22 protein-coding genes are annotated in these 23,820 nt (G+C 57.1%); 16 read left to right on the plus strand and 6 right to left on the minus strand.

Translation table 11 applies throughout. The features are described from left to right. Positions 1 to 67: 67 nt before the first annotated feature. Positions 68 to 598 (minus strand): inorganic diphosphatase, encoded by a 531-nt coding sequence (ppa, locus tag BLW01_RS10310; protein WP_092569439.1) that lies wholly within the window; start codon positions 596 to 598, stop codon positions 68 to 70. Between the two features lie 287 nt (positions 599 to 885). On the opposite strand from ppa, the gene BLW01_RS10315 reads away from it, so the two are divergent. Then, on the plus strand, positions 886 to 2,622 hold the full coding sequence (locus tag BLW01_RS10315) for a bifunctional protein-serine/threonine kinase/phosphatase (RefSeq protein ID WP_229806402.1): 1,737 nt from the start codon (positions 886 to 888) through the stop codon (positions 2,620 to 2,622). Positions 2,623 to 2,680: 58 nt separating this feature from the next. Here BLW01_RS10315 and BLW01_RS10320 read toward each other — a convergent pair whose 3' ends face one another. Further along, positions 2,681 to 3,940, minus strand: a complete 1,260-nt coding sequence (locus tag BLW01_RS10320; protein ID WP_092569440.1) for a 6-phosphofructokinase — start codon at positions 3,938 to 3,940, stop codon at positions 2,681 to 2,683. Positions 3,941 to 4,176: 236 nt separating this feature from the next. Here BLW01_RS10320 and mpl point away from each other — a divergent pair, with 236 nt between their 5' ends. After that, on the plus strand, positions 4,177 to 5,562 hold the full coding sequence (gene mpl, locus BLW01_RS10325; RefSeq protein ID WP_092569957.1) for a UDP-N-acetylmuramate:L-alanyl-gamma-D-glutamyl-meso-diaminopimelate ligase: 1,386 nt from the start codon (positions 4,177 to 4,179) through the stop codon (positions 5,560 to 5,562). Then, positions 5,549 to 6,193, plus strand: coding sequence for a flavin prenyltransferase UbiX (locus BLW01_RS10330; protein ID WP_092569441.1), 645 nt, complete (start codon positions 5,549 to 5,551; stop codon positions 6,191 to 6,193). The genes mpl and BLW01_RS10330 overlap by 14 nt, the downstream gene beginning before the upstream one ends. Here BLW01_RS10330 and BLW01_RS10335 read toward each other — a convergent pair. Genes BLW01_RS10335 through BLW01_RS10345 form a run of 3 tightly spaced genes read right to left on the minus strand, consistent with a single transcriptional unit; the run spans position 6,170 to position 9,388 of the window. Beyond that, complete coding sequence (locus BLW01_RS10335; RefSeq protein ID WP_092569442.1) at positions 6,170 to 7,576, minus strand: bifunctional DedA family/phosphatase PAP2 family protein; 1,407 nt, start codon at positions 7,574 to 7,576, stop codon at positions 6,170 to 6,172. The genes BLW01_RS10330 and BLW01_RS10335 overlap by 24 nt on opposite strands. Beyond that, the gene (locus tag BLW01_RS10340; RefSeq protein ID WP_092569443.1) at positions 7,573 to 8,523 is read right to left on the minus strand and encodes a GGDEF domain-containing protein; all 951 of its coding nucleotides are present in this window, start codon (positions 8,521 to 8,523) and stop codon (positions 7,573 to 7,575) included. The genes BLW01_RS10335 and BLW01_RS10340 overlap by 4 nt, the downstream gene beginning before the upstream one ends. Next, on the minus strand, positions 8,516 to 9,388 hold the full coding sequence (locus BLW01_RS10345) for a hypothetical protein (RefSeq protein WP_092569444.1): 873 nt from the start codon (positions 9,386 to 9,388) through the stop codon (positions 8,516 to 8,518). The genes BLW01_RS10340 and BLW01_RS10345 overlap by 8 nt, the downstream gene beginning before the upstream one ends. Positions 9,389 to 9,522: 134 nt before the next feature. Between BLW01_RS10345 and BLW01_RS10350 the strand changes: the two genes are divergently transcribed. From BLW01_RS10350 to lipA, 12 genes are all read left to right on the plus strand, one after another. Further along, positions 9,523 to 10,830 carry a glutamate-5-semialdehyde dehydrogenase gene (locus tag BLW01_RS10350; RefSeq protein WP_092569445.1) on the plus strand — a complete coding sequence of 436 codons (1,308 nt, stop codon included), beginning with the start codon at positions 9,523 to 9,525 and terminating at the stop codon, positions 10,828 to 10,830. Positions 10,831 to 10,876: 46 nt separating this feature from the next. Continuing rightward, positions 10,877 to 11,503, plus strand: coding sequence for a nicotinate-nucleotide adenylyltransferase (nadD, locus tag BLW01_RS10355; RefSeq protein ID WP_229806422.1), 627 nt, complete (start codon positions 10,877 to 10,879; stop codon positions 11,501 to 11,503). Between the two features lie 48 nt (positions 11,504 to 11,551). Then, positions 11,552 to 11,914, plus strand: a complete 363-nt coding sequence (rsfS, locus tag BLW01_RS10360; protein WP_092569447.1) for a ribosome silencing factor — start codon at positions 11,552 to 11,554, stop codon at positions 11,912 to 11,914. Continuing rightward, the gene (gene rlmH, locus BLW01_RS10365) at positions 11,911 to 12,378 is read left to right on the plus strand and encodes a 23S rRNA (pseudouridine(1915)-N(3))-methyltransferase RlmH (RefSeq protein ID WP_092569448.1); all 468 of its coding nucleotides are present in this window, start codon (positions 11,911 to 11,913) and stop codon (positions 12,376 to 12,378) included. Before rsfS ends, rlmH begins: the two co-directional genes overlap by 4 nt. 69 nt (positions 12,379 to 12,447) lie before the next feature. After that, on the plus strand, positions 12,448 to 14,388 hold the full coding sequence (mrdA, locus tag BLW01_RS10370) for a penicillin-binding protein 2 (RefSeq protein WP_092569449.1): 1,941 nt from the start codon (positions 12,448 to 12,450) through the stop codon (positions 14,386 to 14,388). Positions 14,389 to 14,423: 35 nt separating this feature from the next. Further along, entirely contained in the window at positions 14,424 to 15,521 is a 1,098-nt protein-coding gene (gene rodA / locus BLW01_RS10375; protein ID WP_229806403.1) for a rod shape-determining protein RodA, read from the plus strand. Between the two features lie 34 nt (positions 15,522 to 15,555). Beyond that, the gene (gene mltB, locus BLW01_RS10380) at positions 15,556 to 16,599 is read left to right on the plus strand and encodes a lytic murein transglycosylase B (RefSeq protein ID WP_229806404.1); all 1,044 of its coding nucleotides are present in this window, start codon (positions 15,556 to 15,558) and stop codon (positions 16,597 to 16,599) included. Next, the gene (locus BLW01_RS10385; RefSeq protein ID WP_092569451.1) at positions 16,599 to 17,678 is read left to right on the plus strand and encodes a septal ring lytic transglycosylase RlpA family protein; all 1,080 of its coding nucleotides are present in this window, start codon (positions 16,599 to 16,601) and stop codon (positions 17,676 to 17,678) included. The genes mltB and BLW01_RS10385 overlap by 1 nt, the downstream gene beginning before the upstream one ends. Positions 17,679 to 17,795: 117 nt before the next feature. Continuing rightward, positions 17,796 to 18,992 carry a D-alanyl-D-alanine carboxypeptidase family protein gene (locus tag BLW01_RS10390; protein ID WP_229806405.1) on the plus strand — a complete coding sequence of 399 codons (1,197 nt, stop codon included), beginning with the start codon at positions 17,796 to 17,798 and terminating at the stop codon, positions 18,990 to 18,992. A 145-nt stretch (positions 18,993 to 19,137) separates the two neighbouring features. Beyond that, complete coding sequence (locus BLW01_RS10395; protein WP_092569453.1) at positions 19,138 to 19,446, plus strand: HP0495 family protein; 309 nt, start codon at positions 19,138 to 19,140, stop codon at positions 19,444 to 19,446. Then, a complete protein-coding gene (gene lipB, locus BLW01_RS10400; RefSeq protein ID WP_092569454.1) occupies positions 19,447 to 20,130 on the plus strand; it encodes a lipoyl(octanoyl) transferase LipB in 684 nt (227 codons plus the stop codon). Between the two features lie 35 nt (positions 20,131 to 20,165). Then, positions 20,166 to 21,161 carry a lipoyl synthase gene (gene lipA, locus BLW01_RS10405; RefSeq protein WP_092569455.1) on the plus strand — a complete coding sequence of 332 codons (996 nt, stop codon included), beginning with the start codon at positions 20,166 to 20,168 and terminating at the stop codon, positions 21,159 to 21,161. Between the two features lie 70 nt (positions 21,162 to 21,231). Here lipA and BLW01_RS10410 read toward each other — a convergent pair whose 3' ends face one another. Then, positions 21,232 to 22,227: a LysR family transcriptional regulator gene (locus BLW01_RS10410; RefSeq protein WP_092569456.1), complete on the minus strand. Its 996-nt coding sequence runs from the start codon at positions 22,225 to 22,227 to the stop codon at positions 21,232 to 21,234. A gap of 168 nt (positions 22,228 to 22,395) precedes the next feature. Between BLW01_RS10410 and BLW01_RS10415 the strand changes: the two genes are divergently transcribed. Further along, a complete protein-coding gene (locus tag BLW01_RS10415; protein WP_092569457.1) occupies positions 22,396 to 23,811 on the plus strand; it encodes an acetyl-CoA carboxylase biotin carboxylase subunit in 1,416 nt (471 codons plus the stop codon). The last annotated feature ends 9 nt before the right edge of the window (positions 23,812 to 23,820 follow it).

Consider the following 23,820-nt stretch of genomic DNA (forward strand, 5'->3'; position numbering starts at 1 on the left):
GTGGGGCCACGATACGCGACGGACGTCGTGTCAACGTCCGTCGCAATGCGTGCTTGCCGAGTGAAGGTCAGGCTTTGGTATAAGCGTCGACCGCTTTCTCAATGGCCTTGCGTGCAGCCTCAGCGCCTTCCCAGGATTCCACCTTGACCCATTTGCCTTTTTCCAGGTCCTTGTAATTCTCGAAGAAATGAGCGATCTGCTGACGCAGCAGCTCAGGCAGGTCGGTGACTTCCTGCACATGATCGTACAGTTCGGTCAGTTTCTGGTGAGGGACACAGACCAGTTTGGCGTCTTCACCGGCCTCGTCCGTCATGTTCAGGATGCCGACGGGGCGTGCGCGAATGACACTGCCGGGCTGAACCGGATAAGGCGTTACCACCAGAGCATCGAGTGGATCGCCGTCATCGGCCAGGGTGTTGGGAATGAAACCGTAGTTGGCCGGGTAGAACATGGGAGTCGCCATGAAACGGTCAACCAACAAGGCGTCGAGATCCTTGTCGATCTCGTACTTGATCGGTTCATGGTTAGCGGGAATCTCGATGGCAACAAAGACATCGTTCGGAAGGTCCTTGCCAGCGGGAATCTTGTCGAAACTCATCGTTGAATCCTTGCAATGGCTATTGGAAAAGGCCTGGGGATTTACAGGCTCAGTCGTAGCGGCACCGGGACCGGTCGATGTGGGCATCAATGACCAGTAGCCGGAGCTACCGATGAAAAATCGGCTGAATTATACGAATTGCGTCGCCCGATTACCAATTCAACGAATGCGGCTCCCCAGTCCGGTTCGACGATTGTCTGGACAAGGGGATGGGGTATGACGTGTATGATAGGACGCTCATTGCCAGGAAAGGAGCGCTACGTGTTCGGCCGAGAGGTTTTCCCATCATGAAGGAGTCTGTTCAGCAGGATGCGACGTTGTCACTGAGTGTTGGGCAAGCGTATGTCGCCCCGGATCGGCGCTACCATCGCAGTTCGATGTCGGTTCGAATTCCCGAGCAGCCGCTCCTGGGTTGCAAAGGAGTCAGCGCTGTCATCAGCGACTCCACATCACGCAATTCCATCGCCAAGCAGGCCGGCGACCTCAGTGTCAGAGGATTTCTGGCGGATTATTACTCCACTCCTGAACATTGGGATATCAAGACCTCGGCGACCCGCGTGCTGTACGCCCTCAATAGTTGGTGTTTCAGTCAGAGCCGTCATGTCGCCGGTGGCAGTTATATTGCTTCTCTCTCGGCCATGGTGTTTCGTGGCAGCGAAGCGCATCTGTTTCATATGGGTGATACGCTGGTATTTCGCCTTCGAGGGGCAGAATTTGAGCAGCTCTCGCGCGATCACGTGACGGATCTGGGAGGGTACCGCTATCCATCCCGTGCGTTAGGCATGGACGCCAGTATCGACATTGACTATATAAAGACACCGCTCAAGCAAGGGGATCTCTTTCTCTTCACCACTCGGGCCGTAGGGGGCACTCTGATGCCCTCGGACTACGTACAGTTGATCCGACAGGATGCCAGTAACCTGGATGCAGCCTGTGAGCGTCTGTGCGATGAGGCCCAGGCACGTGCTCAAGAGCGTGGTTATGCGGGGAGTGCTTTCTGCTTCCAGTTGCTGCGTGTCGATCAATTGCCGGAAGAAGAGAGTGACGAACCCGGTAAAGTCTACGGTGATTTGCCAGTGCCGCCGGAGTTGGAAGCAGGGGACCGGCTCGATGGACTGGAAGTGCAGGAAGTGCTATCGCGCACGGCCCAGTCTCGTGTCTACCGGGTACACGATGTCCACGGCGGTCGCGAGATGGTCATGAAGGCCCCCAGCCCAGAACTGTCCAGTCGCAATGCCTATCTGGAACACTTCCTGCTGCAGCAGTGGGTCGTGGAGCGGGTCAACTCGCCGTTCGTGGCCAAGGTGATGGAAGCGTCTCGTCCCCGACGGTATCTGTATTATTTGATGCGATATATCGATGGGGAGCGGTTGAGTGATTGGGCGCGGCGCCACCCACAGGCGAGCCTGTCGCAGCGGCTGGATATTGCCCGTCAACTAGGCAAGGCGGTACAGGCATTGCATCGCCGCGACCTGCTGCACCAGCAGATCCACCCTGACAATGTGCTCATCGATAGTCATGGACAGGTCGTGCTGGCGGATTTCAGTGCTTGTCGGTTACGTGAGGGCGACGGTCACAAACGCTCTCGGGAACTGGCGCGGCAGTTGGGGCTGACAGAGCATAGCGCGCCGGAATATGCCCTTGATGATGATGTGGGTCGTCGTAGTGATCAGTATGCCCTGGCATCCACCATCTATTGGCTACTGACCGGCCAACTGCCCTATGAGTTGCCGCCTCATCAGTTGCGTGGACATACCGATCTCGAGCGGTTGAGCTATCGCAGTGCACGCATCGCCAATCCGGAGGTCAACCCTGACCTGGACAAGGCGTTACGTCGTGCTCTGGATCCCCAGCGCGCTTTACGATTCCGCCGACTGTCGGAATTCCTGGTGACGCTGCGCGAACCCAAGGAGGAAGCCCGCCGCCGAACCAGCCCACGCGTTTTCCGCGAACCCGCCAACTTCTGGCAGGGTATCGCCGGCATTCTGCTGGTGTTACTGGTGCTTTCGTGGTTGCTCAGGTGACTGCCGATGGCCTCGGCAGTCAATTGTGCGACGAATGTTCACGATGATTCGGGAAACGTTACAACTCGAAATCGGGCAATTTCCGCGCCACTCTGGCGAGTTTAGGGGTTGCGATGCGTGGTAGTCCATTGTCATATGGCGGGTAATCCTCGCCCTGAATCAACGGCTCCAGGTAACGTCGGCACGTTTCGGTAATGCCAAAGCCGTCCTCGCGAATGAAGTCGCGGGGCATGAATTTCTCACGGTTGGCGACTTCAGCCAAGGGAGCGGCTCCGATACGCCATTCATAGGGGGTGTCGGAAACACGCTCTATCGTCGGCATCATGGCGTTCTTGCCTGCCAGAGCCAGTTCAACGGCATGAGTTCCGACCGCGTAAGATTGTTCGACATCGGTTCGGGAGGCGAGGTGGCGTGCGGCACGTTGCAGATAGTCGGCAACGGCCCAGTGGTACTTGTAACCGAGATCCTGCTTGATCATTCCGGCAAGCGTGGGGGCCACCCCGCCAAGTTGGCGATGTCCGAACACATCCGTGTTGCCTGAATCGGCAAGGAAGGTACCGTCGGGGTATCGGGCCCCTTCGGATACCACAATGACACAGTAACCATAACGTTTCACGGCTTCCTGAACGCGGTTCATCACTGCTTCACGGGAGAACGCGATTTCGGGAAAAATGACCATGTGGGGCGGTTCGCCTTCCCCGTTGCCAGCCAACGCACCGGCCGCCGCGATCCAGCCAGCATGACGGCCCATCACCTCGAGCACGAAAACCTTGGTGGAGGTGGCACACATCGAAGCGATATCTTGTGATGTTTCGAGGGTCGACGTGGCAATATACTTGGCCACGCTGCCGAAACCGGGGGAATTGTCAGTGATCGGCAGGTCGTTATCGATGGTCTTGGGGACGTGGATAGCCGTCAGAGGATAGCCCATGTGCTCCGAAAGTTGCGAGACCTTCAGGCAGGTATCGGCACTATCGCCGCCGCCATTGTAGAAGAAGTATCGAATGTCATGGGCCCTGAAAACGTCGATTAACCGCTCGTACTGGACGCGATGCGTCTCGATGTCCTTGAGCTTGTAACGGCAGGAGCCGAATGCGCCACCTGGCGTATGTCGAAGTGCGGCGATCGTCTCGTCGCTTTCTTGAGAGACATCGATCAGATCTTCGGTTAAGGCGCCAATGATGCCATTGCGCCCGGCATAGACTTTGCCGATGCGGTCGTCGTGACGCCGGCAGGCTTCTATGACGCCGCAGGCGCTGGCGTTGATGACGGCGGTAACTCCACCAGACTGGGCATAGAAAGCGTTGTGCTGAGCCATGGGGCTATTTTGCTCCTGCGCTATATCGTGAGCGAATCAACCTGAGCGTTGTAAACGAGGGCGTTATCTTAGTTGAAAGTCCACCGGTCGTCGAAATCGTGAATTGTCGAAACCAACCCGAGACCATGTAGAAAACGGTGTCGTGGTACACATGCCTGTGGAGCACGAGTGGGCCTCATGCTAGGCTCCCTGCCATTATGGCAGATGGTCTGGCTTTCAGGGAGTTCGACACCGGTATGCACCTTCATATCGTAGGCATTTGCGGTACCTTCATGGGCAGCCTGGCATTACTTGCCAGAGAGTTGGGGCATCGTGTCAGCGGTTCGGATGCTAATGTCTATCCCCCCATGAGTACCCAGTTGAGCGAGGCGGGGATCATTCTCATGGAGGGCTATCATGCCGACAACCTGATGCCGAGACCGGACAAGGTGATCATCGGCAATGCGTTGTCTCGGGGGAATCCCGAGGTGGAGGCTGTATTGAAGTCGCGGTTGCCCTATGTCTCCGGTCCTCAGTGGTTGGCCGAAGAGGTGCTGCCCGGTCGTCGAGTGCTCGCGGTTGCGGGGACTCACGGTAAGACGACGACAGCCAGCATACTGGCCTGGTTGCTGGAAAAGGCAGGGCAATCCCCCGGGTTCCTGATCGGTGGCGTACCACGTAACTTTGGCGTGTCGGCACGGTTGGGCGATGGAGCAGGCCCTTTCGTCGTCGAGGCCGACGAATATGATACCGCGTTCTTCGATAAACGCTCCAAATTCGTTCACTATCGGCCGGATGTCGCGATACTCGGCAATCTCGAGTTCGATCATGCCGATATTTTCGACGATCTGGCAGCCATAGAGCGCCAGTTTCACCACTTGGTACGTGTCATACCGGGCGATGGTGCCTTGTTGGTCGCCGATCGACAGCCGGCACTCGAGCGTGTGCTGGCCCAAGGTGTCTGGACGCCTGTCACACGATTCGGCGATGACTCGAACAGTACATGGCGTCTCGTACTGGATCAGGAAGACGCCTGTCGCTTTCGGATCATTCGCCAGGCAGCTGTGGGGCGCGAGGAGGCCATTGTCGATTGGCCTCTCACAGGCAGCCATAACGCGCGTAATGCTATTGCTGCATTGGCCGCGGCCGCCGAATGTGGCGTGGGATTGGCTTTCGGCGTCGATGCATTGACGTCGTTCGAGAGTCCACGTCGACGTCAGGAATTGCGGGGGCAGGTCGGTGGCGTTCAGGTCATCGATGATTTCGCCCATCATCCCACGGCCATTGCCGCCACACTGGAAGGGCTGCGTGCCTCGACATCGGATGGACGCGTGTTGGCGGTCATCGAGCCGCGTTCGAACACCATGCGGTTGGGCAGCTTGAAGGAGCGTCTGGCTGCCAGTGTGGCTTGTGCCGACCAGGTCTTCTGGTATCAGCCCGAGGGGTTGGACTGGTCACTGGAGGCGGTAGTCCAGCAGAGTCCCGTGCCGGCACGCCTGGTGTCATCCATTGATGAGATAGTTTCTGCCGTCGTGACACACGCCAGATCGGGTGATCGCATCGTCGTGATGTCCAATGGGGGCTTCGGCGGTATCCATGAGAAGCTCCTGTCAGCACTGGAGGCGAGACATGAGTCAGCATGACGGCAAAGGGCTGTACCCGCCGGTGACAGTCGCGTTAACCGGTGCGTCAGGGGCTCCCTATGGTCTGCGGTTGATTGATTGCCTGGTTGCGGCAGGCCATGAAGTCTGGGTCATGATCTCCAAGGCGGCGCACCTGGTCATCACCACCGAAACCGAGGTTCAGTTACCTGCCCAGCCGGCCCGCCTGGCTGCTGCGCTGAGTGAGCGTAATGGCGCTGTCGAAGGTCAGATTCGTTGCTTCGGTCGGGAGGATTGGATGGCGCCGGTCGCTTCCGGTTCGGGTGCATCGGCCTCAATGGTGATTTGCCCTTGTTCCACCGGCACCTTGTCGGCGGTTGCCACCGGCGCCAGTAATAATTTGATCGAGAGGGCGGCCGATGTCGCGCTCAAGGAGCGTCGCCGACTGGTCATGGTGCCGCGGGAAACCCCGTTATCGGCGATCCATCTGGAGCATATGCTGTCATTGACTCGTATGGGCGCCGTGATATTGCCTGCGGCTCCGGGTTTTTATCACAACCCCGAACGGATTGATGATCTAATCGATTTCATCGTGGCACGTATCCTCAATCAACTGGGTATCGAGCACCGGCTTATGCCTTCCTGGGGGTCAGGCGTGGGGCAGCCAGAGTAGCCGAATGCTCAATAGGACGGCCGATGACAACAGTATTGCTGGCCACGGGGCGTGGGCCAGTGACGGATGGGGAAGCCGTTGATAGCTGATGCGGGTCAAGGCGCAGATGACAAGGCCCAGCAGGGTGCCCCCCACGACATCACTTGCCCAGTGCACATCGAGAGTCAAGCGTGACAATCCCATCGGTATACAGAGCAATATCGCCGCCCAATAGGCAAGGAAGCGGCGGTGCCGAGGAAGCTCTTGGGCAACGTACGCTGCAGCCAGGCCGAATAGCACCACGGTGATGGACGTGTGCGCGCTTGGGTAGGCATAGGAGTCGGCGAGGTAGAGCGGCGTCTCGGGTCGGGCTCGGCTTGCTATTGCCTTGAAGACCGTGTTGGTGAGTGCCGTTGCGCCGAGAGCGACTACCACATGCCCTAGTGTTGCGATGTGCCGTGACCACAGTAGCCAGATCATCCAGGGCAAACAGAGTGCAAGGACCCCGTAGGTATCACCCATTTTTGCCAGAATGTCACTGACCTTGAGAGTGACCGGTGTCTGCCAATAAGCGATGAGGGCTCGAATCTGCTCGTCCATGGCGAGTGGCGCGTCGGCCTCTAGAACCCGGAGTGTCCAGGCGCTCAACATGGTCAAGGAGATCAGCAACAACGAGAGTGAGGCCAAGGGGAGCTCGCTGTGCGGCCGCCGTCTTTGCAATCGTAGCCACCAGCGTCGGGACCATTTCCGATACCGCGCCAAGCTCGCGACACCTCGGTATAGCCGCCCTTCGCGCCCCAATTGGTGACGTAGCCAGGAAAAGATAAACGCGAGTATGACAATGGCAGTGGCGAACAGCGTGAGCCAGCGGAAGCTGCCCTCTGGTAGATCCAGCCAGTGATGCCAGGACCTGCCTAGCAGGTAGCCGGGGAGGAGGTAGGCAGGCGCCCATAGCAGGGCTGACCCTATGTTGGCACTGACGAATGCCCAGGGAGACATATGCAGCATGCCTGCGATCATCGGAACGATTGGCCTGACCGGGCCGACAAAACGGCCAATGAAAACCGATAGCAACCCATAACGCTGGAAAAAACGGGCTCCTTGGGCCAGCCACTGCGGGTGGTGACGAAATGGCCAGCGATGGGGAATGCTTTCGCGTTGCGTATAGCCCAGGATGAAGCTCAGGCCATCACCGATAATGGCGCCGAAGGCGGCGGCCGACAGCAGGAGAGTCAAGCTGAGCTGTTGATGTCCGGCGAGGCTCGCTGCCGCCGTCAACAGGGCAATGCCGGGGATGAGCAGACCTACCAGTGCCAATGACTCCAGCAAGGCAATGGTGGCAATGAGCAGAAGCAATAATTCGGGAGAGGGGGTTAGCTGGTATAACCACTCATCGTTGATCAATGCATGTGTTCCTTCAATGCAATGCCCTGGGTATCCAGTCGATGACAGTACTCAGTTGGGTCTTCTTCCGGGCGCGGTCGGCTGACGAGGATGTCGGCCCGGATTGGACCGGTTTCGGGGAGTACGGTCGTGTCAAGTGCACTAATGAGGCGGTTCTTGACCATCAAGGCGCCATTTTCGCCGGTATTGGGGAGCAGGAGCCAGAATACGGAGTCGTCCGCACGTCCGAGGCTATCCTGGCCCCGACACGTGTGCTGCGCCGTATGACAGAAGCGTTGTATCAAGACATGACTGAGGCGGGACCCGAATTGTTCATGAGCCATGTCGTATTGTGTCAGGTGAATGACGAGAACACTCAACGGACGTTCCAGCATTTGGGTGCGGGCAACTTCAGCAGCGAGGCGTTCGCGTATCCTTCCTGAATGCAGCGCATCGCATGAGGGGTCGTATTGATTGCTCGTATACAAGCGCGCACGTAAACGATTCTGCTCCCAGGGAACCAAGGTGCCGAATAACAGTAGCGATAGATAGGTCAGCAGTGTTACGGGAGGAATGGAGGAGTCCCCCATCAGGACCAGCCATAAGGGCGCGAGTAGTAGATTGACCGTCCAGGCGGCCGCCAAGGGCAACGCGAGAAACGTGAGGATGACACTGAAACCGAGCCATAGGGTCGACCATTCGCCCATTCGGTATATCGTCACAGCCGTCAAGAGGTAGGCGCCAGCCAGAGCAAGCATCGTGGCGATACGGTGGAATGGAGGAGGTCCCAGGGAACGTAGCAGTGTCGCGACCACCAGGAAGAAGACAAGGGTCGCGGGAAGTGGCAGGTTCCCATAGTGGCCCATCAAGTACTGCCACACGGTGTAGACGGTAACGATCAGCGAGCCACCGACGTAACATGAAAGGGGCAAGTGTGTGGTGGTACTGCCTCTGGTCGGGTTATCCATGTCGGGTGGCTTCCTCGGTGCAGTACTGGGGGGCCTGTTGTGTCTCCAGTGCTTGGATTTCCGCCTCAAGAGGTAATGCCTGGCTCAAGTAGATGACACGGATGCGGGCGGTATCCGGCAAGGCCGTCAGTAATGCCTCGCGGCGTTGTCGTGCATGGGAGAGATCCCTGCTTATCAGCAGGGCCGCGAGTGTTTGTTGATCAATTTTGTAGCCTTGTTCGAAAGCCGCTAGACAATGCCATAGCGCTGCAGCGGCTTGGTTCTGTTGGCGTCGTGCGGTACGAAGCAGAAGGAGTTCGGCGTGAGTTCCCTCCCTGTCGCTGCGCGCGTGTTCCCGGGCGATATCATCCGCGAGGCTGTCAGGCGACCAGAGCCGCTGGCCGGTGGCGAGCTGGTCGCATTGGGTCGCATTTTCCCATAGTGAGCGTAGCTGGATGGCGCGTGATTGGCCGGTCAACATGAGAAGTGCCAACAACAGCCCATAAAAAAACCAGGATGGCGTGTCGACCATATCGCGAAATTGCCACCAGCCGAATAGTGCCAGCCCCAGATGAAAGATGCCGGTCCAGCGTGGTTGGGGGAGTATCAGCAGTAGCGCCCAACACCATGACCAGATAGCGTAACGGCCGGGATCGATGCTTATCAGTATCGCCAGCAGCAAACTGGGAATACAATGCCAAGGAATCGGTAGAGGCCAGCGTGGTGTAGACTTGAGCAAGCAAGCTGTCAGGAACAGCCACAAAGCGCCCAGCAGCAAGGCCGCTTTTGCTGGAGGGGCGTCGGTAAGCGTTGACAGCATGACGCAAAGCGACGTACTGGCAATCAGGCTAAAACGATAGAGTTCGGCTTTGTACACGTTTTGCATCGTGACTTATCATGGTCCTTGCGCGAGTCTGTCGTTTTATGGATCCGACAGCTTTCAGTTCTTATGGTGAGTCATGCGCCTGCGCACATCGATTATACTGAATATCATATTTCATCGAGGAGACGTTAATCTGCATGTTGTCGCACGCTTCCCGCTCCACTGTTGACGAGGTGGTCGAGCCGATCACCGATATTGGCGCTTATATGGACCAGTTGGGTCAACAGGCGCGCATGGCAGCCACTGTGATGCGCAGTCTTGACAGTGGCACCAAGAATACCGCTCTTCAAGCCATGGCAGCCAACCTGGCTTCGGCACGTACTGAACTGCTCGAGGCCAACCGTATCGACCTCGAGCGGGGGCGCGAGAACGGTCTGGATGCAGCGCTACTCGATCGGTTGGCGCTCGATGAGGCGCGAATCGATGCCATGATCGAAGGGTTACACCAAGTGGCGGCCTTGCCCGATCCGGTAGGCGAGATCGATGGATTACGATCCCGTCCCAGTGGCATTCAGGTAGGGCAGATGCGTGTTCCTCTCGGTGTTGTCGGCATCATCTATGAATCTCGCCCGAATGTGACAGTCGAAGCGGCCAGCCTCTGTCTCAAGGCCGGCAATGCCTGCATTCTGCGTGGTGGTTCGGAAGCCAGGGAGAGTAATGCGGCGATCGCGGCCTGTATCAGAGCCGGCTTGCGTGAGGCAATGGTGCCAGAGGCAGCGGTACAGATCGTGGCGACAACGGATCGTGCCGCCGTTGGCCACTTGATTGCGATGACATCCTATGTCGATGTCATCATTCCCAGAGGCGGTAAATCGTTGATCGAGCGGATTTCCAAGGAGGCTCGGGTCCCGGTCATCAAACACCTGGATGGGGTTTGCCATGTCTATGTCGATACGGATGCAGATCTCGACAAGGCACTGGCGATTGCCGTCAATGCCAAGACGCATCGCTATGGCACCTGCAATACCATGGAGACGTTGCTGCTGGATGCGGCAGTTGCCGAGGCGTTGTTACCACGGCTCGTGGCCGCGTATGCGGAGTACGGTGTCGAGTTGCGCGGATGCGAGCGTGCCCGCGAGATCCTGCCGGAACTGGTCGCCGCCAATGACAGTGACTGGTATGCCGAATATCTGGCGCCCGTGCTGTCGATACGTGTCGTCGACGGTATGGAAGAAGCAATGGCGCATATCGATCGCTATGGATCGCATCATACCGATGCGATCGTGACCGAGAATTATGGTCGGGCCCGCCGCTTCATGGCCGAGGTCGATTCCAGTTCCGTCATGGTCAATGCATCGACCCGTTTTGCGGATGGCAATGAATATGGGCTCGGAGCGGAAATTGGAATTTCCACGGACAAGCTGCATGCTCGTGGCCCTGTCGGCCTTGAAGGTCTGACGACCCGCAAATATATCGTATTGGGGGATGGCCATATCCGTGTTTGATGGTGCATCCCGACAAGTGACGAAACCGGCCTCGACTCGCGTTGCCATGTTCGGGGGAACGTATGATCCCGTGCATATAGGACACTTGCGTAGTGCCGTCGAGTTGCGGGAAGCGTTGATGCTTGATCATGTGCATATGGTTCCTGCGCATGTCCCCCCTCATCGGAACGATCCAGCGATCTCGGGGCAGTCCCGATTGGAGATGCTGCGTCTGGGGATCGGTGATACCCCGGGCCTCATAGCCGATGATCGTGAACTCAGCCGTAACGGGCCTTCCTATTCGGTCGATACGCTTGCCTGCTTGCGCGAAGCGTATGGCGACGGTGCCTGTCTCATCATGGCAGTCGGTCACGATGCCTTTCTCAAGCTGGCACAGTGGCACCGTCCCGAGCGCCTTTTCGAATTGGCCAATCTGGTTGTCATCGACCGTCCGGGGCATACGGGGGCATTGCCTCACGAACTGGTTGACTTGATAAGGGAGCGGATGGTGGAGACACCTGAAGCATTAATGGCGTCACCGGCCGGGCGGGTGCTGCGTATGGCGCTATCCACGGCGTTGCCGATTTCCGCCACCGATATTCGTGCCCGGTGTCGTCGAGGTGAAAGCATTCGTTACCTGGTACCCGATGCCGTTGCCTCCTATCTGGAGGTGTCGGGGGCCTATCGGGAATAAATCTGGAGTAGAATGGTGATTGAGGAATCCCCACAACCACGAGGAGCTATGCATATCAATGCACTCAAGTCCCTGGTGACAGAGGCCGTCGAAGAACTCAAGGGGCAGGATATTGTCTCTATGGACGTTTCACGTTTGACCAGTGTGACGGATTTGATGCTGGTCGCCAGTGGTACGTCGTCGAGGCATGTGGTGGCCCTGGCCGATAATGTCGTCGAAAGAGCCAAGCAGCAAGGCGTCCAGCCCTTGGGTGTCGAAGGGCGTGCTGGTGCCGAATGGGTGCTGGTCGACTTGGGCGATCTGGTGGTTCATTTGATGCAGGCCGAGACGCGAGAAATGTATGATCTGGAACGCCTGTGGTCAGACTTTCCTAGTGATATCAATGAGGTACGTCGCGGGGAACAGGCGTGAAGGTTAAGTTGCTTGCTGTTGGGACGCGCATGCCAGGATGGGTTGAACAAGGCGTGGCGGAGTACCGTAAGCGATTGCCACGTGATTTTGCTTTGGAAATTCATGAAATCCCGCCTGGTGCCCGTGGCAAGAATGCTGACACCAAGCGGGCCATGGCGTTGGAAGCCGAGCGTATACGTGAACGATTGCGGGGCAATGACAAGTGCGTCGCACTGGAAGTGACCGGTGACACCTGGAGTACCGAGCGTTTGGCGCGCGAAGCCGAGGCATGGCGGCTTGATGGTCGCGATGTGGCGCTTCTCGTCGGTGGCCCTGACGGCTTGGACCCTGGGCTTTCCTCCGCATCCGAACAGCATTGGTCGCTATCGCCGTTGACACTGCCGCATCCGTTGGTGCGTTTGGTGGTTGCCGAGCAAATCTATCGGGCATGGACGCTACTGGTGGGCCATCCATATCATCGCTGATGTCATGCCAACGTGATCAAGAGAGAGTTGTAATGTGTGGGATGCCAATGAAGGCGTCGGGTAGGCTTCATGCGTAATCAGCGCCGTTCGGCGGTACAACCACCCCATACCCTGAAGAATACTCGGCATGAAGCTCACATTTTTCGTGTCCGTTCGCTGCTGGCCGTCGTGGTTGTCATTCTCCTTACCGGGCTATTGATGGGGCGACTTTTCTATCTACAAGTCGTACAGCATGATGTGTTTATCACTCGGTCTGAAAAAAATCGGGTCCGGGTCGAGCCTCTGACGCCGAACAGGGGGTTGATCTATGATCGTAATGGCGAATTGCTGGCCGAGAATCGACCCACGTATAACCTTACGCTGGTTCGTGAGCGTGTCGATGACCTTGATGAAACGCTGTCGTTATTGGTCGATATTCTGGACCTTTCCGAGGAGGAGGCTGATGCCTTTCGTGAGCGTGCACGTCGGCCTCAACGCCCTTACCAACCTGCGCTATTGATGAGCGGTCTCGATGATGAAGAAATCGCCGAACTGGCTATCAACCGTCATCGACTGCCCGGCGTCGAGGTGGAAGGGCAGCTACAACGGCATTATCCCGATGCCAGAATCATGTCACACGCCCTGGGGTTCGTCGGGCGCATCAACAAACAAGAGCTGGAAACCCTGGATAGTAATGACTATGCAGGGACGCACTTCATCGGTAAAACCGGGGTTGAGCGTTTCTACGAGGATGAGTTGCACGGCAAGGCGGGGGTTCGCCAGGTAGAAACCAATGCCAGTGGCCGGGTATTACGTGAACTGGGGCGCACGGATCCTGAACCGGGGCTTGATTTGACCTTGACCCTCGACAAAGACATGCAGGCTCTGGCTTATGACCTGCTCGATGGGCGCCGTGGTGCGATCGTCGCCATTGAGCCCGATACGGGAGGCATTCTGGCGATGGCGTCGGCACCGGGATTCGACAGCAATCTGTTCGTCACCGGCATCGACCAGAAGGCCTACCAGGAATTACAGGAAGACATTGACCTGCCGCTTTTCAATCGTGCGATTCGTGGCACCTATCCGCCTGGGTCGACCGTCAAGCCATTCCTGGCAATGGCGGGGCTGGCCAGTGGCGAGATCACTCCCGACAAGACCATCAATGACCCGGGCTATTTCCAACTGCCCAATGATTCCCGCCGCTATCGCAACTGGTTGCGGTGGGGACACGGCAAGGTCGACATGAAGCGTGCCATCACCGTTTCCAATAACACCTATTTTTATAACCTGGCCAATGAAATGGGAATCGACACGATTTCCGACTATATGCATCGCTTCGGGTTTGGTGAGCGAGTGGGCCTGGATATTCAAGGAGGCAGTAGCGGGATCATGCCGTCACGTGAGTGGAAGCGTGAACGCTTTGGTGATGCCTGGTATCCGGGAGAAACGTTATCGGTGGGTATCGGACAGGGGTATTGGCAGGTGACGCCCTTGCAACTGGCGACAGCCACGGCGGTATTGGCCAATCATGGTGAGTGGGTTCGCCCTCGGCTCGCGCAAAAGATCGGGGATGAAACGGTCGAAGTAGAACAGCCGGGGACCAAGGATGACTTGGTTCTGGAGAACGAGGATTGGTGGGAGACGGTATATACCGGCATGGAGCAGGTCGTGTCCGGAAGTGAAGGAACCGCCCGGCGTATCGGCAAGGACCTCGAGTACCGACTGGCTGGAAAATCGGGGACCTCTCAGGTGTTCTCGCTGGGCCAGGATGAAAAATACGAAGCGGATGAGCTTGAAGAACGGCTTCGGGATCATGCGTTGTTCATTGCCTTCGCCCCAGTAGAGGACCCTGAGATCGCGGTAGCCGTCATCGTCGAGAATGCCGGCGGGGGCAGCACACATGCGGCTCACCTGGCCCGCGCCATGACTGACGCCTGGCTATTGGATCCCGAAGAGAGTGGGCTTGATCCGGAGGAGGTGCTGGATGAAGCCGACAGTGACGAAGATGCCATGCCCGACACTCAGGGGTGAGGAACAGGATGGAACTGACAGCCAGACGGGAAAGAATGACGCGCAAGAGTAGTCTGTGGAGCCGACTCCATCTCGATCCCTGGTTGCTGCTGTTGCTGTTCATTCTTATGGGGGCGGGACTGGTCGTGCTCTACAGTGCCAGTGGGCAGAACATGAATACGGTCATTGCACAACTGACGCGCTTTCTGATTGCGTTGGCCATCATGTTCATCATTGCACAATTCTCTCCGGCGACGATGCTTCGATGGGCCCCCCTGGTCTATGGCGCAACGGTGCTGATGCTGCTGGCCGTAGAAATCATGGGGGATATGGGCATGGGGGCGCAGCGGTGGCTGGTGATTCCCGGTGTTGTTCGTTTTCAGCCTTCCGAGTTGATGAAACTCGCCATGCCTCTGGTATTGGCGGCTTACCTGAGTCGTCGGGAACTGCCTCCCAGGTGGCGGGATTTGTTGGTCTCGTTAGTGTTGGTGGTAATACCGATCGTGATGATTGCGCGTCAGCCGGACTTGGGTACGTCGCTGCTCGTTGCCTGCTCGGCTGTCTTCATTATTCTGTTGGCGGGATTGACCTGGCGTTTCATCGGTGTGTTTGCGCTATTGGTAGCGGCAATACTGCCGGTCCTGTGGCTCAACATGCATAATTACCAACGTCAGCGCGTATTGACGTTTCTCAACCCGGATACCGACCCCTTGGGAGCCGGTTGGAATATCATCCAATCCACGACGGCTATCGGCAGTGGCGGCGTGCTGGGTAAAGGGTGGCTTGAAGGTACACAATCACAGCTTGAGTTCCTGCCCGAGCGGCATACCGACTTCATCGTCGCCGTTCTGGGTGAGGAGTTCGGGCTCACTGGAATGATCGCTGTTCTGACATTGTATCTGCTGATCGTCTTGCGAGGACTTTGGTTAGCCAATGATGCACAGGACAGCTTCGGACGGTTGCTGGGCGGCAGTATTGTCCTGACATTCTTCATTTATGTGTTCGTCAACGTGGGAATGGTGAGCGGCTTGTTGCCAGTGGTCGGTGTTCCGCTGCCGTTGGTCAGTTTTGGAGGGACCTCAAGCGTGACCTTGCTGGCCGGTTTCGGTATTCTCATGTCCGTTCATTCCCATCGTCGCTTATTGCCTCGATAGTAGACGTCGGTCAGCCAATGGAGAAACCAACCCGATGACAGTGTGTAGCGATCAGGGAGTGACCCGACATGTCATCCATGGAGGTGCGTGCCTGATAGTCGGCCTTGCCATGACATTTTCCCTGTCTGTCGGCGCCACGCAGTTCGATCCGAGTGAGAATACCGAAACAGCGGCATTTGTCGACGAACTGACGGAAAAAGGAGGGGATCGGGCCTGGCTCGAGTCAGCCATGCGTGATGCCAGGTTCGAACAACGGGTGCTTGATGCCATGGATTCTGCTGCTGAAAAGCGCCTGCGCTGGGATGAATACCGGGATATCTTTCTGACCGATCAGCGGATTGACCGTGGTGTGGCATTCATCGAAGCTCATCAAGAGGCCTTCGAACGGGTGGAGGCCGAATATGGCGTGGCGCGCGAAATCGTGTCGGCCATTATCGGTGTGGAAACCGCTTATGGCCGACACAAGGGGGAGCATCGCGTTCTGGATTCGCTTGCCACACTAGCTTTCGCGCATCCCACACGTGGCGACTTTTTCCGAAGTGAGCTGGCGGCTTTTTTACAGATCACCCATCGTGAATCCGTTGATCCGCGACAGCCGAAAGGTTCCTATGCCGGCGCTATGGGGTACCCACAGTTCATCCCGACCAGCTACCGTGCCTATGCTGTCGATTTCGATAGTGACGGTGAAAGAGATCTCTGGCGAAACCCGGTCGATGCCATTGGCAGTGTCGGAAATTATTTCGCCGAACATGGGTGGCGCCAGGGTGAACCCGTGACGACCCGGGCGACGGGACCGTCCTCCCGTCCCCGTGGTATCGAGTTCAACGCGACTCAGCCACCCTATGCATCGCTAGAGGACCTCGCATCTCAGGGCATCGAACCGGAAGGCATGCTAGATGGGGCAACCCGTGTGATTCCTGTTGCTCTCGATCATGGCACTGAAGACGGCGTTCGGTACACCTATCGGTTGGGACACCGTAATTTTTATGTGATCACCCGTTACAACCACAGTCATCTTTACGCCATGGCCGTTACCGAGTTGGCCGACGCCATTCGTGAGAAAGGGAAGGAGTCCTGATGAATGGAATGACGATGAGCCGTTACGCTCGCTCGATCGCGAGCTGCCTTGCCCTGATATCGTTGTTGGCAGGGTGTGCGAGTTCCGGTAGTGATACGGACTCTCCTCGGAGTGACTCGCGTGGGCAGACGTCGACAGATGCTCCCGATACGGCGACAGGACGCTATTCCAGAAGCGAGGATGCCTACCCCGATCTGCCCCCGGACGTGTCGGATGTGCCGAATGCCGAGCCCCGGGTGGAGCCGCGTTCCCGACGGGGTAATACGACGCCTTATGAGGTACTGGGGAAGCAGTATTACGTGCTCGATGATGCGCAGGGATACGAGAACCGGGGGACGGCCTCCTGGTATGGTGAAAAATTCCATGGGTACACCACGTCCAATGGCGAAATCTATGATATGTACAAGATGACCGCCGCTCACAAGTCATTGCCATTGCCTTCCTATGCCAGGGTGACGAATGTGGACAATGGTCGCTCGGTGATCGTCAAGGTCAATGACCGTGGTCCTTTTCATGATGATCGAGAAATCGATCTTTCCTATGCGGCGGCGGCACGGCTGGAAATTCTCGGTGAGGGAACGGGACGTGTTCGTGTCGAGGTGATCGATCCGAGACAGTGGCAACGAGAGCATGGTTCGTCCGGACAACTTGCTGAACGTGTCGATGACCGTGAGCAGCGAGTAGCTTCGGCCGACTCCAGTCAAGGAAGAGACTCGACCTTCTCCGAGGCCGTCGATATGGAACCTTCGGGAGAGGTTGGCGAGAGTGCTCGGCGTGCCGCCCGGATCATGGCGGTCGAGGACAAGCAGGAAAGTGATGAACCTGCTCGCAATGACAATGATGTCAACAGCCAGCACGTCTTTCTGCAGGTCGCGGCGTTGGGCTCCTCCAGCAATGCCCGGTCCATGCAATCCCGCCTGCAGGAGGCGCTGGAGCAGCCTGTACGGGTCGCCAGCGACAGCGGGATTCATCGCGTTCAAGTCGGACCTCTCGGCAACGAAGAGGACATTGAACCGATTCGCGAACGACTTCGCCAAACGGGCATTGAGCAGACCGTGGTGGTACGTACTCAGCACTGATATGATTTCATGCTGTCTCGTATCAACCGTCACGGCACTGAAGCCGGGATATAAAAATTGTCTGCACGCGTGCATCCAATAACCACTCATTCCTTCGTCATCACGAGAAATGCTGTCATGAGAGAGTCATTGCCATCCATGGGCCTGCGTCGTCTAGTCCTTTTCCTGTCGTTGATCTGCCTTGTGCTGTCTCCGGTAACAGCGTCCTCTCAGGAAGTCCCCGGGGCGCAGGCGCTGATTCCGGCGCCTCCTGAGTTGAATGCGACATCCTGGTTGCTGATGGATGCGGATACCGGTGAAGTGCTGGTTGAGCACAATGCGGATGAGGCCTTGCCGCCGGCGAGCTTGACGAAGTTGATGACGGCCTATCTGGTCGAGCATGAACTCAATCAAGGCAACCTCAGCCTGGACGATCAGGTCAGTGTCAGTGAAAACGCCTGGCGTACAGGGGGCTCACGGATGTTCATCCAGGAAGGAAGCAATGTAGCGCTGGAAGAGTTGTTGAGAGGCATCATCATCGCCTCGGGGAATGACGCCAGCGTTGCGGTGGCTGAACATATTGCCGGTAGTGAGTCCTCATTTGCCGACCTGATGAATCAGCAGGCCGAGCGTCTTGATATGGACAATACCCATTTCGTTAATTCGACAGGCCTGCCGGATCCGGATCACTACTCCTCGGCCCGTGATTTGGCCAAGCTTTCCCGACACATCATCGAGGACTATCCGGAGCATTACGCTATCTATGCCGAACGCGAATTCACTTACAACGATATCCGCCAGTCGAACCGTAACCGTCTCCTGTGGCGTGATTCCAGTTACGATGGCTTGAAAACCGGGCATACCGAAGCCGCAGGATACTGCCTGGTGGCATCGGCGGAACGTGATGACATGCGTTTGATCTCTGTCGTCATGGGGACGGAATCCGAGAACGCTCGTGCTGAAGAGACTCAGCGCCTGATGAGCTATGGCTTCCGTTTCTTCGAGACGACGACCCTCTATGATGCCGGTGAAGAGCTGGATTCCCCTCGTGTCTGGGGAGGTGAAGCGGATCACTTGAGCGTTGGCGTTGATGAGGAAGTGCGTTTGACGCTGCCGCGCGGGAGTAATGATGAGTTGTCAGCCAGCCTGAATATGCCGGAATCGATCGATGTTCCGGTCGCTCAAGGGGATCGTATCGGTACGCTGGAAATCACCCTTGCCGATGAAGTGGTCAAGGAGGTGCCCTTGGTCGCCCTTGAGGACCTTGATGAAGGGAGCTTCTTCAAACGGATGATGGATATCATCAAGCGTTTCGTCACCGGGTTCTTCGATTGATGGCTCGGTTTGCTTCCATGGGGATGAGCAGAAGCGTGGCAGAAGGTGTGGCGTTTACCTATCCTCCTGCCATTCGACGTTAGTTTGGTAGTTGCCGTTAGGTTGAGTAGAATACTCGGAAATAGAGATTATCGAGTAGACACTCATGAGTGATTCGTCATTGCGTGATCTCCGTAAACCATCAGGCGATGCGGGAGAGCGCCCCAAGATCGAGTTTCCTTGCCGCTATCCATTGAAGATCGTAGGGGATGCCGACGATGGCTTTCATGATGAGATGATCGCCATTGTCGAATACCATGCGCCCGAGTTCGATCGACGTCAGGTCCAGATTGTCGATAGCCGCAATGGCCGATTCCAGTCGTTGCGGGTTACCATCACGGCGACCGGCAATGAGCAACTACAGGCGCTTTTCGCCGATCTCAAGGCAACCGGTCGTGTCCACATGGTACTGTAGATGACAAGTGACACGGAACTCGACGTCTATCATCTAGGGCGACAACCTTATGGCCCGGTCTGGCGGGCCATGCGTGAATATACGGATTCTCGTGGGGTTCGAGAGCGTGATCAATTATGGGTCGTGGAGCACGAGCCGGTCTTTACTCAGGGCCAGACAGGAAAAGCGGAGCATTTGCTTCTACCTGGCGAGATTCCCGTTGTCGAAACGGATCGTGGTGGCCAGGTGACATATCACGGTCCAGGTCAATTGGTGATGTATCCGCTGCTGGATGTCAGGCGGGCCGGGCTTGGGGTACGAGTGCTGGTGGATGCATTGGAAAATGCCGTTGTCGATGCACTGGCCGAGCATGGGATTGCCGCCCGAGCCAGGCCGGATGCCCCGGGCGTATACGTTGATGAGGCCAAGATCGCGTCGCTGGGGTTGCGTATACGCCGCGGCTGTAGTTTCCATGGCATTGCCATCAATCTGGATATGGATTTATCGCCATTTTCGCGAATCAACCCATGTGGCTATGCTGGCCAGGCCATGACCCAAATGGCCGAGCTGACAACAAAGACGCTTGATCGTCATGTCGAGACGGCACGCCTGGTGCGTTGTCTGGCATCTCGTTTGGGCTGTAATGCACTGAATCAGTCAGGTATGCCGCCTGCACTCATAGCCAATGAGTCGGCGACTGCCTAGTTTCTCTCACGTATTCGAACAGCAGGATAACGATCATGACCGACACTATCGCCGCTTCACAGAGCAAGGCCGCTGCTGCCAAGAAAGGCCGTGTCGAGCGTGGCGTGAAGTTGCGCGGCGCTGAAAAGGTAGCGCGTATCCCGGTCAAGGTGATACCCACCGAGACCATTCCCAAAAAACCCGAGTGGCTCAAGGTCAGGATGCCGGTTTCTCAGGAGGTCACTCGCATCAAGCAGACGCTGCGTAAGCATGGTCTGTATACGGTATGCGAGGAGGCATCCTGTCCCAATCTGGGAGAGTGCTTCAATGGTGGCACCGCTACCTTCATGATCATGGGAGACATCTGTACGCGACGGTGCCCCTTCTGCGACGTGGCCCATGGTCGTCCCAACGCCCTCAATGAAAAGGAGCCTCGAGAGCTGGCGGAAGCGATTGCCGAAATGCGCCTGAACTATGTCGTTGTCACTTCGGTTGATCGTGACGACTTGCGTGACGGAGGAGCCCAGCATTTCGCTGACTGCATTCGTGAAATCCGCAATGACAGCCCCGATATCGAGGTTGAAGTGCTGGTACCTGATTTCCGGGGACGCATGAATGTAGCGTTGGATGCATTCGAGCAGACACCGCCGGATGTTTTCAACCATAACCTGGAGACCGTTCCAGCGCTGTATCGCAAGGTGCGTCCGGGGGCGGATTACCAGTGGTCCCTGGATCTGCTGAAGCTTTACAAGGAGCGTCGCCCCGATATCCTGACCAAGTCCGGTCTGATGCTGGGGGTCGGAGAAACCGACGAGCAGGTCATCGAGGTGATGCGAGATTTGCGTGAGCACGATGTCGATATGTTGACACTGGGACAGTACATGCAGCCATCTCGTGATCACTTACCGGTCGACCGTTGGGTGCATCCCGATACCTTCGACTGGTTTGCCGAACAGGGCAAGGCCATGGGCTTTACCCATGTTGCGTCCGGACCGTTGGTACGATCCTCGTATCATGCCGACAAGCAGGCGCACGGCGTCGAAGTGAAATAAGCGGTCCGTTAACGACCCACCCCCACCACTACTGGATCCGGACGCTGAAAACTGTCTGTCCGGATCCGGTCTATAGTTTGGTATTCTCCGCCACCGGTAGGCACACGACGCCGTGACCCGGCATCGGCTCCAGGGGAGACTGGAAGTGCCGGTTGAGTTCCGGAAGCAACTCCCTCACGAAACGTAAAAAGAGCTCGGTGACCGGTGAAGGATGGCGATCCTTGGGATACACCGTGCACCAGGAGCGGCGTAAGGGAAATCCGGGCAGCGAGGGTGATGCCAGCAGGCCCGAAGCCAGTTCCAGCTGTACGGAAAGTCGTGGCAGAACCGCGACGCCGAGATGTGCCATGACGCCTTGTTTGATGGCTTCATTGGTACCCAGTTCAATCGTGTGGGACAGGGAAACCCGTTCACGTGCAGCAAATTCCTCGAAGGCCGTACGCGTTCCCGAGCCGGGTTCCCGCATCAGTACATAATGTCGGGCAAAGTCATCAAGCGTCGGCCGCTCCTCGTTCAATAGCGGGTGGCCCGGCCAGACCACCGGGATCATTTCGTTATCGAGGATCGGCATGAAGGAAAGATTGGGATCTTCGGGTACCATGCCCATGATCACAAGGTCGTCACGGCGCTCGGCTAGTCGCTCCAGCGCCTGTCCCCGATTGCAGACTCTGAGGCGAATCTGGACTTCCGGATAGCGGGCTCGAAAGCGTGCCAGAATATGGGGTACGACGTACTGAGCCGTCGAGACGGCCGCCAGGTTCAATTCACCACGAATGGTGCCGGCCAGTTCGGAGAGTTCCATCTGCAGGCTGGAGACTTGACCAAAGATGGATTGCACGGAAGCGGCCAGCGCATCGGCGGCCGGGAGGACATGCAGTGTCTTGCCGGCGTACTTGAACAACGGTTGCTCGAGAGCTTGCTCCAGCTGGCGAATCTGCGCACTGACGGCGGGCTGTGTAAGACCGAGCTGCTCCGCAGCACGCGAATACGATTGCTGACGATGGACGGCCTGAAAGACCTGAAGCTGGCGAAAGGTCAAGCGGTTGAGCAGACTGGGGCGTGTCATCAATGCATCCGCTAGTTATAAGTTGATACTTATAGGTTGGCAAAAAAATATCAATTTTTCTATTCGTGCCTGGGCGGGTAGCGTAATACATCTAGTGCGTCCGCTGGCACGCCATTACCCCCGAGTGTTTCGTATGCCCGCGCTGGACGCAACCCCGGAGAGACTATCGTGTTCCGTAAACTCCTGATTGCCAATCGTGGTGAAATTGCTGTACGTATCGGCCGTGCCTGTGCGGAAATGGGGATTCGATCGGTAGCGGTTTACACTGAACCCGATCGATTCGGATTGCACGTCAAACGTGCTGACGAAGCGTATTATGTCGGTGACGACCCTTTGGCCGGTTACCTTGACGTACGTCGCCTGGTCGATCTGGCCCGTGAGACGGGGTGCGATGCCATTCATCCCGGCTATGGCCTGTTGGCGGAGAATGCCGAACTGGCCCGTGTATGTACTGAAACCGGCATCGTCTTCATTGGCCCCAATGCTGACGTCATGGCACGCATGAGTGACAAGACCTCGGCGCGTCAGGCGATGCGACAGGCCGGCGTGCCCGTAACGCCAGGCTCTGATGGCAAGGTGCCGGATCTTGATGAGGCGCGTCGGCTTGCCGGCAAGATTGGCTATCCCGTCATGTTCAAGGCGACGTCGGGGGGCGGTGGGCTCGGGATCCGCCGTTGCAATGATCCGGAACAGTTGGAGCAGGCCTGGCATCGTGTGCTATCCGAGGCCAGCAAGGCGTTCGGATCGGCCGAGGTGTTTCTCGAGAAATGCATTGATGATTCCCACCACATTGAAGTGCAGGTCATGGCGGACCGGCATGGTGGCGTCATTCATCTGTTCGAACGTGATTGTTCGATCCAGCGCCGCAATCAGAAATTGATGGAAGTGGCACCGAGCCCACATCTGACGCCGGAGCAACGTGCTTATGTCGGTGAATTGGCGGTCAGGGCCGCAAAAACCGTGGGATACGAAAATGCCGGTACGGTCGAGTTCCTGGTCAAGGGCAACGAGATCTATTTCATGGAGATGAATACGCGGATTCAGGTCGAGCACACGATCACGGAAGCCATCACCGGCATGGATATCGTGCGCGAACAGATTCGTATTGCCGCAGGCCTGAAGCTTTCGTTTCGTCAGGAAGATGTCCGCCATCATGGGCATGCGATTCAGTTTCGGATCAATGCGGAAGATCCACGTAATGATTTTCTGCCTTCTTTCGGACGCGTTACACGGTACTATGCACCTGGTGGTCCGGGAGTACGCACCGATACGGCGATCTATACCGGCTATCAGATTCCTCCCTATTTCGATGCCTTGTGCTTGAAACTGATCGTGTGGGGTATGAGTTGGGAAGAGACGCTCGACCGAGGCATCCGTGCGCTAAATGACATGCGGTTACAAGGGATCAAGACCACGGCACCCTTTTACGAAGAGATTCTTCGTCATCCTCAGTTTCGGCGTGGCAGCTTCGATACAGGCTTTGTCGCTGCGCACCCTGAACTGTTGAATTACTCGGTCAAACGCAACCCCGAGGAAGCGGCATTGGCGATCGCTGCGGCCATCGCAGCGCATGCCGGGTTATAAGGAGAGCAT

The organism is Aidingimonas halophila, from assembly GCF_900106955.1.
Classification (GTDB): domain Bacteria; phylum Pseudomonadota; class Gammaproteobacteria; order Pseudomonadales; family Halomonadaceae; genus Aidingimonas; species Aidingimonas halophila.